General features: G+C 64.5%; 1 protein-coding gene. It reads right to left on the bottom strand.

What is annotated here, in order from left to right:
* Window positions 1-251, bottom strand: a 251-nt coding sequence (locus SB847_RS21770) for a glycosyltransferase family protein (RefSeq protein ID WP_486304288.1), incomplete at both ends; no start/stop codon positions are given.

The following is a 251-nucleotide window of genomic DNA, read 5'->3' as shown; positions in this document are numbered from 1 at the left end:
CAGCCGATGGGCAACGTCTGCGCGGATGGCTTTGAAGCCACATTGCGCATCGGAGAAGCGGGCCCCCATCAAGGTGTGCAGCAGCATGTTGTAGCTGCGGGAGACGAATTCCCTTTTGGGACCGCGGACCACCCGGGAGTTGCGGGCAAGGCGGGTGCCGATGGCGAGGTCTGAATGACCCGAAATGAGGGGCGCAAGGAGCGGGGCAAGGGCGGCCAGGTCGGTGGAGAGGTCGACGTCCATGTAGGCCA

The sequence above is a fragment of the Bacillus sp. SIMBA_026 genome (assembly GCF_046535335.1).
In the GTDB taxonomy this organism is placed as follows: Bacteria; Bacillota; Bacilli; order Bacillales; family Bacillaceae; genus Bacillus; species Bacillus velezensis.
Note: the sequence above shows the minus strand (reverse complement) of the source record. Positions and strands in the feature narration are given on the sequence as shown.